Source organism: Clostridioides sp. ZZV15-6383 (genome assembly GCF_020657735.1).
GTDB classification, from domain to species: Bacteria; Bacillota; Clostridia; order Peptostreptococcales; family Peptostreptococcaceae; genus Clostridioides; species Clostridioides difficile_D.
This window is the reverse complement of the sequence record NZ_JAGWCV010000190.1, coordinates 1-303: the sequence shown is the minus strand read 5'-3', so window position 1 is coordinate 303 and position 303 is coordinate 1. Positions and strand designations below refer to the sequence as shown.

The 303-nt window shown below is 27.4% G+C and carries 1 pseudogene; it reads left to right on the top strand.

Going from position 1 to position 303, the window contains the following annotated elements:
• Positions 1 to 38 precede the first annotated feature (38 nt).
• Positions 39 to 303: pseudogene (locus KGF42_RS19415) on the top strand (RNA-guided endonuclease TnpB family protein); the annotation flags it as partial.

The window sequence follows — 303 nt, the reverse complement described above, 5'->3', positions numbered from 1 at the left end:
AATGGTTAAATAATGAATATATTCCTAATAATCAAGATATGAAATGGATTAAAGATGTATCTTCTAAGGCTACAAAACAAGCTATTATGAATGGAGATAAAGCCTTCAAAGATTTCTTTAAAAAAACTAAAGGTTTTCCTAAGTTTAAGAAAAAGAAAAATCAAGATGTTAAAGCATATTTTCCAAAGAATAACAAAACTGATTGGACTATTGAAAGGCATAGGGTCAAAATACCTACTCTTGGTTGGGTAAGACTAAAAGAATTTGGATATATACCAACAAATTCAATAGTTAAAAGTGGTA